Origin of the sequence: Actinotalea ferrariae (genome assembly GCF_019733465.1) — a bacterium.
GTDB lineage: Bacteria > Actinomycetota > Actinomycetes > Actinomycetales > Cellulomonadaceae > Actinotalea > Actinotalea ferrariae_A.
In genome coordinates this window covers 23,932-32,913 of record NZ_JACVQL010000082.1, presented here as the reverse complement: position 1 = coordinate 32,913, position 8,982 = coordinate 23,932, and the positions used below count along the sequence as shown (strand labels likewise).

The following is an 8,982-nucleotide window of genomic DNA, read 5'->3' as shown; positions in this document are numbered from 1 at the left end:
CGACTGGTTCAACAACCGGCGCCTGCACACCGAGCTCGGCGACATCCCACCCGCCGAGCACGAGACCGCCTACTACCGTCAGATCACCGCGTCGCCGACGCTGGAAACCAAGGAACCGAGCCTCCACTGAACCCGGGGCGGTTCAGACCGCCTCGCGGGCGCCACCAACCGTGCAGGTCATGCCGCTGACGGGTGTGCCCGCGCGCTGAGCGCTCAGGCGAGCTGCTTGTAGGGATGCACAGCGGCGCCGCCGCCGACCAAAACCCGTGACCGAAACTCCGTCGCCCGCAACCCCTGTTTCGGGCGGTCACGGGTTTCGGTCGACGGTTCGATCATGGCGTCCGAGCCCGGCCGAAAACGACCGTTTGCGGGCGGGCCTGCTGCGGCGTGCCGATGGATGGTCAGTGCAAGTGGATTCCGAACCTGTCCGCTACATACGTCAGGTCAGGGTCATGAGCGTCGATCTCAGCGCCATGACCGACCAGCGCCGGATCGTCGGCGGCGGGCTCGAGGCCATCGTCGAGCCGACGCATCCAGAACGCCCAGTTTTTGCCGTATCCCAGTTTCGAGTTCCACGTCACGCCGAGAGCCTCAGAGCCGTCGAAGAGGCGAAGAGACCGCATGTGTTCGGCCAACGCCACAGTGATGCGCCGCTCGTCACCCAAGACATGAGCCCTGGTCAGCGGCTCGGTGAAGCCGACCTGGCTCAATCCCGGCGCGGAATCCAACGCGGTCAGTGAGTCCCCGTGCTCGACGTCGATCCACCAGCCGCCTCGAGGAAGGCGTACGCGATACAGGGCGCGGTCGTGCCGCCACCCGGCGGGGAACTGACCGCGCGGCATGCAGCCAAGGGGAGCCTGCTCCTGATCCACGGCTGCGAGGTACTCCTCCGGCGTCATGCCGAGCAGTTCTGCTAGCTGCGCCACCGGGTCGCCGGCCCGCGGGCGGCGGAAGTGCTGAAGGACCTCTGCGTAGGCCGACCGAATGGTCTCCCCCACATACAGCGTTCGACCGGGTGTGTCCCATCGGCTCCAGGACGGATTCTCGTTCCAGGGTGCGACAGTGCCGCCACCAAGGTCGTCGAGCGTCTCGACCCAGCCCACCGGGGTCACCGAGCGCTCGCGCGCCTGAAGAGGATCCACCGAGGTCCTGACAACTCGGAAGGTGACTTCACCTCGGGCTGGGACGAGCCTCAATCCTGTTTGCGGGCACGTCTGCTCCTCCGGCACGGCACTCCTTGACTAGGTCCCTCCTACTTACCCGGCCCAGTCTCCCGTAGCGACGGCGGTAAACGCACGCACAACGTCCCGATGCCGATCTTCGCGGATCGCCAAGATGGGCGTGTCTTCGCCTAGAAGCGGGTTCGCCGAGATGAACCACGCACGTGCGACGTGCGCGTTTTCGACCTCGGCGATGGCGGTCATTGCCCTGTATGCGAGTCGCAGTCTGTTCTCGAACTCTGCCCTAATACGTCCAGAGTCCGCCTTGGCCCACCGGATGGCCGCTTTGCGGTCACTGGTGCCCGCTGCTGTAGAGACCAGGGTCGGGCCGAGCACGCCGTTCAGGCGCCGGACCACCTCGTGGATCGACAGGCGAGTTGTCTCAAGGTACTGGTCGTTGATCGTGGTTGTGGGCATGGCTTGGCGGAACCTCCGATGGGCCTCACGGGGCCTCTGGGTCGTGCTGACCCCTCCATCTAACCCCAGATGTCACCTGCGTGCTACCCGTTTGCAACCCCGTGGCATGGTGACGACCCGCGGGGATCGCCCGGTTGGCGCAGTCGGGTTGCGACGTGGTTGTAGAGCAACCAGCGATAGCGCCGGGCTGTGGCGTCGGGGGCTACGTCAGTGGCACTTCGTGCGCCCGAGCGCCGACGGCCGCGGAGCCAGCCGAGTAGGTCAGGCGTCAGAGTCGTTGAGCAGGACGGCGACGAGATCTCCGTTGGCGTATCGAGCCCAGCGGTGGCCGGACACGTCGCGGAACTGGACGTAGATCTCGTCCTCCGCAGCCTCCCGCAGCTCGGCGCGCTCAGCGAACGGCAGCACGCCCCACCCCTCCTCGCCGGGGGCGAGCGAGGGGCGCCCTGTGCCGTGAAGCGAGGTGCCCACGAAGGACCCGTGGAGCACCGCGACCTCATCGCGCACGAACCACTCCACTCGCGTCACCGGCAGGCCTGAGAAGTTCGCGACGTGGAGGTTGAAGGTGTGCTTGAGCTCGTCCTCGACCGTGGCCGCCCGTTGTGTGGTCCACACGACAACCCCGCTGGCCTGCGCTTCGCGGGAGCGACGCAGTTCCCGCTGCTCGGCACGGCGCTGCGCCGCCCGCGCCTCGTCGCGGTCACGCTCGGCCGCCTGGCGATCTGCTCGCTCCCGGCTCGCCAGGTAGACCGCGACGGCGGCCGTGGCGAAGGAGCCGAGCGCCCCGGCGATCTCCCAGGTGTCGTGCCACCGCTCCGCGTAGCCGCTCAGCCACTCGAACATGGCCGGAGGCTACCCGCGGCCAGGCGCGCCGTGTCGGTCGACGCCGCGAGCCGGCGCAGTGCACGGTCATCGACATGACCGCGCACTCCCGCGGTGCAGCCTGACACCCCTCGGCCAGCCTCGTTGTCGGACGACGGCAGCGGCGCCGCTCGGACCGCGTTCGACCGCTTTCGGTCGACGGAGCGCTCCTGGCCGATCTCGGAACCCGTGCGGTCGATAGTGAGGATCAGCAGATGACGTTGACCTAGTCGGTCCCGTAGTCACTGCTCCTGCGGCCGGCGTCCTGTCGTTCGCGGGCGGTCTCCCACCAAGGGGTGACCAGGCTGAGTGACGTCGTAGGAAGGAGCCGCTGTGCTCGAGGCCGTCTGTAGGTGGCTAAGTGGAGTGGTGCTAGTGGGAGCCGCCGCGTGGAACCAGGCCGCAGCCGTGGTGATTGTGGTGGCCTTGGTCCTGTTCATCGGGTGGGTCGTGTGCTCGGACGAGCGCACGACCCGGCTCAAGCGGCTCCTGCAGGCGGCCCGCCGGAGGCCGTGAGGCCACCCCTCAGTGTCGGCGGCGCGTGGTGTCCTGGAGCCGTCGGAAAATCATGAACGGATTCTGGGGGGTGTCGGGGAGACCCGCACATACGAAGGGGCGCACCGACGTGACCGTCGGTGTCGCCCCGCAGAGAGGTCGTCGTGGAAGTTGAGCCCGAGGGAGCGTCGGCCGTGCCGACGAGCTCGGGCGCACCCGTACAACGGGACAGCGACGACGGCGCCTGGCTGGACGAGCGGGAGCATGAGGACGCTGCCGAACGACTCGACCGGCTCGCCGAGGACTACAACCTCGTGCAGATGCTCGCGTTCGAAGGCTTCGAAGGTCGTGAGTACGCCTACTTCGAGACCGAGCTCGCCAAGTACGGCATGGCCGTGATCAGCGGCTGGCTCCGTCGGCGCGTGATCTTCACCAAGTGCCGCGAGAGGGGGTTCGGCGGCCTGCCCGAGCCACCTCTGGACGCCTTCGAGAACCCTGACACGGTGGACGGACTGTCGGGAGAGACCGTCGCCAAGGCACTCGACCGCTTCCGCTCCGACGTCCTGATTCCCGGCCGGTGGGACTACCGGAAGGGCGCCAGCCTGCGGACATACTTCATCGGTCAGTGCCTGATCCGGTTCTCGAACGTCTACCGCCGATGGTGGGTGACCGAGGGACGCGTGCGGGACATCCCTCACGACGTCGACGACGACGACCTGCTGGGACGCCACCTGCCCTCGGTGGAAGGGCTCGTGCTCGACCAGCTGACGGTCGACCGGACGCTGAGCAGCATCAAGGACCCCCGGGTGAGGAAGGCCCTGGCCTACCGCGGAGCCGGGCTCTCGAACGCCGAGATCGGGGTCGAGCTCGGAGTGACGGAGAAGACCGTGGAGCGCATGATCGCCAACGAACGAGACAGGGTCAGGAGGCGCAACATCGCATGACCAATATCCGCAAGCAGGTCGAGCGTTCGTCGCTCGGAACCAGGAGCGCGCGCGCCGCGCGCCGCACCGTGACCGCTCCCACGGCCGCCAAGGTCGTCGCTCGAGCGGCCGCGCTCCGGAGCTCCAGAACTAAATCTGGGGGGTAATCGCCTCTGCGGCACCTACACCTAGGTGTCAGTCCAGTCCAACAGGGACTGGGCGGCGAGTCCCCAGGAGGTTCCACCATGGCCAAGAACACCGGCGCCGGCTCGCGGCGCGGAGCGGTCACCGGACGCTCGCAGGTTCGCACCCCGAGCGGCTGGGTCAAGCGCGACACCACCACCGGCCGCTTGATGGACCGGAAGGCCGACTCCCAGCCGTTCAAGGGCGTCCGCCGCGAGAAGTGAGCGACACGCGGCTGTGGGAGTCCCTCAACAACCGCTAGCCGCGTGCGGGGGCGGGGTCAGCTGCACGTGGCCCCTGTGGATAACTGTGCATGTCTATGGGGGGGTGACGGTACCGGCCCGTAGACTGCGTTACACGGTCGTAGTTCTGCGACTTAGACACCGAAGGGCCCGGGCGGGAACCCGGACCCCTCGGTTCGACAACTGGATCCCGCACGCGGGGCCGCGACGTTGCCGAGGTTCTGGTCGAACGCTCGTCATCTTCGCACGGATCGGCCTGGGGTTCTCAACCCAGGCCGATCCGGCTCGCGCGTCGGGGACCCGAGCCTTTGGAGCCCCGAGATGACCCCCGAGACCCGACTGGGCGGCTTTGTCGCCTACGCGACCGCCCGGCCGACCGCCCGCGCCAGCGCCATCCGCCAGGCCGTGGGCGGCGACTACAACGTCGTGCAGGACTTCTACCTGCGCTTCCGACGGGCTGTCACCATCGACCGGCAGGGGCCCCGTGACGGCGCCGCAATCGCCGCCGTGGTAGCCAGCGCGACCCCCAAGAAGGCGCGGAAGTTCGCTGAGCTCGCGGCCAACTGGCCGAAGGTCTCCCAGCGGTGGGCGAACACGTCGCCGGCCACGATCGACCGCGCCTCGGTGACCACCGCCGGCCTGACCGTGACCGTCGCGCCGTCCTTCGTCGAGCGAGACACCAACGGCGAACTCGAGATCGTCATCATGGGGTACGCCGCGGAACGGCTCAGCGCAGCCGACATCGACATGATCCTGCGTGTCGTGCAGCGGGCATACGCGCCGCTGCACCCCGCGGCCCGGGTCGCCTACGTCGACCTCGCGCACGCCCGCGTGCGCACGACCGAAGGCCAGGACCTCCGCCGCCACGACGTCCGGATCGACACCGACGCCGCCGGCCTGGCGTACGCCATGCGCAACGCCGCCTGAGCGCCCGGCGTCACCCGCTCATCGAGCGCGCTTCGGCCCAGGAGGCCGGGCACCCGCGCCACCCCGTGGGCGCTGCCGCCGGTGAGCTTGACTCACGAAGCACCGCCCCCGGCCTCACCGCGTCAGCGTGTCCCGCTTAGGCCCCTTCACCGGGCATTTTCGCGGTCGGGTCTTGCGGGACTTCGCGTCACGCCGGCCAAACGACATCCATGCTTGGCGGCGACCCGGCGGGCGGGCGACGACGGTGTCCCAGTGGAGGATCCCCAAACGGGCGGCCAGAGCTGTACGTGCGTGAGTCAGGCGGCCACGGTCGATGTCGAGCAGCATCGGCCGCCGCAGGCAGTTCGGGGCTTCGCGATTACCCTGTGGCGATGACGCTTGAAGCCCTGACGTGGTCGTGCGCGGTGTGCTCGAAGCCGGTGTCCGACGGTGCTGGCTTCCTCACTGTGGACATGCCCTCCGTTCAGGAGGTCGACCGGGCGTGGGATGACTTCAAGCGAAGTCATCCCCGGGGCTACGAGGTTGCGGAACTCGCCGACATGCCGGAGCCGGTGCCGTGGCGAGCGATCCACGAGGCGTGTGAGGTTGAGGGCTCGACGTACTCCATCGAGATCGCGAAGGTCCGGACTCATGCCGGGCTGCTCAAGTGGACAGCGCACCTCATGGGGAAGCGATGGCTGTCTTCGACGAACTGGGCAGACGTCATCGACCACCAGGCACGAGGGCAGCACCTGTAGAGCGCCTTGTGCGCACGCCGTCGGCTGGCTGTGGTGGCCTGGGCGGCGGGCCGCGGTTGAGTGAATGGCTCGGGGAGGCGTGGTGCGGAGAGGAGTGCTGCGCTGCGGGCTCGCGGCGCTGCTGTTCGGGGCGTCGACCCCGTTCGCCGCGCAGCTTGCCAAGGACACGAGTGCCTTCACCCTCGCGGGGCTGCTCTACCTAGGTGCTGCTCTGGCAGTGCTGCCCAGCAGTCTGCGGACCCGGCCCGATGGCGCTTCAGTGCGGCGGGGCGCGGGGCGGCTACTCACGGCGGTGGTCCTCGGCGGGGCTGTCGGCCCGCTGCTGCTCGCGTTCGGACTCCAGCACGCGACCGCTGCGACGGCGTCGTTGCTGCTGAACCTCGAGCTCGTGTTCACGGTCGTGATCGCTGCTGTCTTCTTCCGCGAGCACATCGGCCGGCACGTGGCGGTGGGCGGGGGGTTGGTGGCCGTGGCTAGCGTGCTGATCAGCGGTCCGGGCGCGACGGCCGATCTGCGGCTCGGCGCCGCGCTGATCGCGGCGGCGTGCCTGTGCTGGGCGGTGGACAACAGCGTCACGGCAGACCTGGACGAGCTGGTTCCTTCCCACATCACGTTTGCGAAGGGTCTGGTCGCCGGCGGCGCCAACACGATCATTGGCCTGACCCTCGCGGACACCCCGCCGCTCGCTGATGTGGGCGCCGCACTGCTCATCGGCGCGCTGGGATACGGGATCTCCATCACCTTGTGGGTCGCCGGCGCCCGGGACCTTGGGGCGGCGCGGGCCCAGGTCGTGTTCGCCAGTGCTCCGTTCCTGGGTGCGGTGATGGCGTGGACCGTCTTCGGCGAGCCGCTCGTCCCGATGGTCCTGGCCGCCCTGGTCGTGGCGTTGATCGGTGTCGCACTCGTCTCCCGCTCGGACCACACCCACGGCCATGTGCACGAGGCGGTCGAGCACGACCACGAGCACGAGCACGGTGAGGGCCACCACGACCACCAGCACGACGACGGGTTCACCGGGCGGCACCAGCACCCGCACGCCCATCAGCGGGTCGCGCACGAGCACCCGCACGTGCCGGATCTGCACCACCGCCACACCCACTAGGTCGTGCCTGCCGGGTCAGGCGACGATCGTGGACTGGGGTCCGAGCACAATGCCGAACTCCTGGACCAGGGCGCGCGGCCGCGTGCGGCCGCAGCCACCACCCGGAGCCGAACCGCCGGCCTGCACCGACCACTCAGCCTTGGCAGAAGCCCGCCATCTACCGGCGAAAGTCACAGCTACCCGACGGGCGGACGACGACTGTGTCCCAGTGGAGGATCCCCAGGCGGGACAGCTGCGCCGGGGCGGCGATCGCTGTGGCTTGGCGTGGTCAATGGCGGTATTCCGTAGACGGTCAGTGACGAGCGCGCTCTCCCTCAGCTTGGCGACTGCTGCGGGCTGGTGTCCACGAGGGTCGACGGCTCTCCGTCCAGGTCGGGGCGGACGGGGCGTACGTTGGTGCCTCGGCAAGGAGGCATCGCATGATTCTTGGGGTCTCAACTCGCCGACCGCGGGAAGCGCCTGCTCTTCTGAGCGGTCGGGTGTCGCTCGCCGTGCTCGGGCTCGGGCTCGGGCTCGTGCTCGTGATGGTGGCGGGCTGTGGGGACGGTCCTCGGGGGGAAGGCGAGGTCTCCAACGACCCCGTACTCGAGGCGGCCATGAACTGTGTGGGCTGGTTTCAGAGCGCCGAGAATCTCGCGCTGAGTGAGGCTGGTGACTTCGACGCGCTGCGAGCGGCCGCTCGCGAGGCCGACGACGCCAAGGTCGAGGTTGCGGTCGACCTGCTCGAGCGGTCATCCAGCGATGACTCGGAGGCGGTATCGCTGGACGACCGTGCCGCGGCCGCGTGTTTCACGGCCTACGGCCTCGAGTAGTTCCTGCGGCCTGACCGCCGCAGAGGTGTGTCGACATGCTGGTGGGCGACCACCCGGCACACCGCCCGGCGCACGTCCGGGTGAACGAGACCTTCGGCACCGACCCGTGCCGAGGCGACCCTTCCGGGCTCTCGGCAGCCGCACGACCGAAAGGCCCGAGACCTACCCATGCCCGCCTGGACCCTGCTTCTTATCGCTCTCGGGGTGTCCGCCGACGCCTTCGCCGTCGCGCTCGGCAAGGGCCTGCACATCCGCAGGCTCAGTGCGCGCGACGCAGGTGCCATCGCCGTCGCGTTTGGCCTGTTCCAGGCGCTGATGCCGGTTCTCGGCTGGCTCCTCGGCAGCGGGCTGCGCGACTACATCACCGAGGTCGACCACTGGGTCGCGTTCGCCCTGCTGACGCTCATCGGCGCCAAGATGCTCCACGAGGCACTGTCCTCACAAGAGGACCGCGAGGTCGACGAGGACCACATCGGGCTGCGCGAGCTGTTGGTGCTCTCCGTGGCGACCAGCATCGACGCACTGGCCGTCGGCATCAGCTTCGCGTTCCTCGAGGTGAACATCGCCGCCGCGGCGCTCATGATCGGCTTCGTCACGGCGCTGGTGTCCCTGGCAGGTGTTCTCATCGGGCACCGCGCTGGCACCCGGTTCCGCGGACCGGCCGAGATCGCCGGTGGGCTGATCCTCATCGCGATCGGGGTGCGGATCCTGCTGGAACACCTCGGCGTGTGGTGAGCCGCTAGGCGGGACTACACCACCCGCTCGGCCAGCGTCAGGTCGCCGGCGGCACCTGCGTCGGCGCGCCCTCAGCCTGCGCGGCGATCGCGGCGCTGACCTCCACCGCGATCGTCTGCGGTAGGTCGTCGGGTGCAAAGCCGAGAGCCGTGCGCGGCGCGACCCCCAGCAGCTGAGCCACCTCCTCCTCGCGGGCGTTGAGGAGACGGTCGATGACCGACGGCTCTAGCACGATCCCCTGCTCTGCCAGGAGCGCTTCTGTCCTGGTCGCCAGCTCGTTGAACCGCGCCGTGCGCCGGGTGATCGCCATGGGACCAGCATGGCCGCT

General features: G+C 69.0%; 11 protein-coding genes. 7 read left to right on the top strand and 4 right to left on the bottom strand.

The annotated features are described in order from the left end of the window. Positions 1 to 401: 401 nt before the first annotated feature. From ICW40_RS07525 to ICW40_RS07515, 3 genes are all read right to left on the bottom strand, one after another. On the bottom strand, positions 402 to 1,142 hold the full coding sequence (locus ICW40_RS07525; RefSeq protein ID WP_221653214.1) for an RES domain-containing protein: 741 nt from the start codon (positions 1,140 to 1,142) through the stop codon (positions 402 to 404). A gap of 114 nt (positions 1,143 to 1,256) precedes the next feature. Continuing rightward, a complete protein-coding gene (locus ICW40_RS07520) occupies positions 1,257 to 1,637 on the bottom strand; it encodes a hypothetical protein (RefSeq protein ID WP_221653213.1) in 381 nt (126 codons plus the stop codon). A 261-nt stretch (positions 1,638 to 1,898) separates the two neighbouring features. Continuing rightward, positions 1,899 to 2,480, bottom strand: coding sequence for a hypothetical protein (locus ICW40_RS07515; RefSeq protein WP_221653212.1), 582 nt, complete (start codon positions 2,478 to 2,480; stop codon positions 1,899 to 1,901). A 707-nt stretch (positions 2,481 to 3,187) separates the two neighbouring features. Here ICW40_RS07515 and ICW40_RS07510 point away from each other — a divergent pair. The 7 genes from ICW40_RS07510 to ICW40_RS07480 all read left to right on the top strand — a co-directional run bounded on the left by ICW40_RS07510 (position 3,188) and on the right by ICW40_RS07480 (position 8,654). After that, entirely contained in the window at positions 3,188 to 3,937 is a 750-nt protein-coding gene (locus ICW40_RS07510; RefSeq protein ID WP_221653211.1) for a sigma-70 family RNA polymerase sigma factor, read from the top strand. A 224-nt stretch (positions 3,938 to 4,161) separates the two neighbouring features. Beyond that, positions 4,162 to 4,323, top strand: a complete 162-nt coding sequence (locus tag ICW40_RS07505; RefSeq protein WP_221653210.1) for a hypothetical protein — start codon at positions 4,162 to 4,164, stop codon at positions 4,321 to 4,323. Between the two features lie 339 nt (positions 4,324 to 4,662). After that, positions 4,663 to 5,268 (top strand): hypothetical protein, encoded by a 606-nt coding sequence (locus tag ICW40_RS07500; RefSeq protein WP_221653209.1) that lies wholly within the window; start codon positions 4,663 to 4,665, stop codon positions 5,266 to 5,268. Between the two features lie 371 nt (positions 5,269 to 5,639). Beyond that, on the top strand, positions 5,640 to 6,005 hold the full coding sequence (locus ICW40_RS07495; protein WP_221653208.1) for a hypothetical protein: 366 nt from the start codon (positions 5,640 to 5,642) through the stop codon (positions 6,003 to 6,005). Positions 6,006 to 6,087: 82 nt separating this feature from the next. Beyond that, a complete protein-coding gene (locus tag ICW40_RS07490; protein WP_221653207.1) occupies positions 6,088 to 7,107 on the top strand; it encodes a DMT family transporter in 1,020 nt (339 codons plus the stop codon). A 419-nt stretch (positions 7,108 to 7,526) separates the two neighbouring features. Then, positions 7,527 to 7,919, top strand: coding sequence for a hypothetical protein (locus tag ICW40_RS07485; protein ID WP_221653206.1), 393 nt, complete (start codon positions 7,527 to 7,529; stop codon positions 7,917 to 7,919). Positions 7,920 to 8,087: 168 nt separating this feature from the next. Continuing rightward, positions 8,088 to 8,654, top strand: a complete 567-nt coding sequence (locus ICW40_RS07480) for a manganese efflux pump MntP (protein ID WP_221653205.1) — start codon at positions 8,088 to 8,090, stop codon at positions 8,652 to 8,654. Between the two features lie 37 nt (positions 8,655 to 8,691). Here the strand turns inward: ICW40_RS07480 and ICW40_RS07475 are convergent, their stop codons facing one another. Further along, positions 8,692 to 8,964, bottom strand: a complete 273-nt coding sequence (locus ICW40_RS07475) for a hypothetical protein (RefSeq protein ID WP_221653204.1) — start codon at positions 8,962 to 8,964, stop codon at positions 8,692 to 8,694. Positions 8,965 to 8,982: the final 18 nt, after the last annotated feature.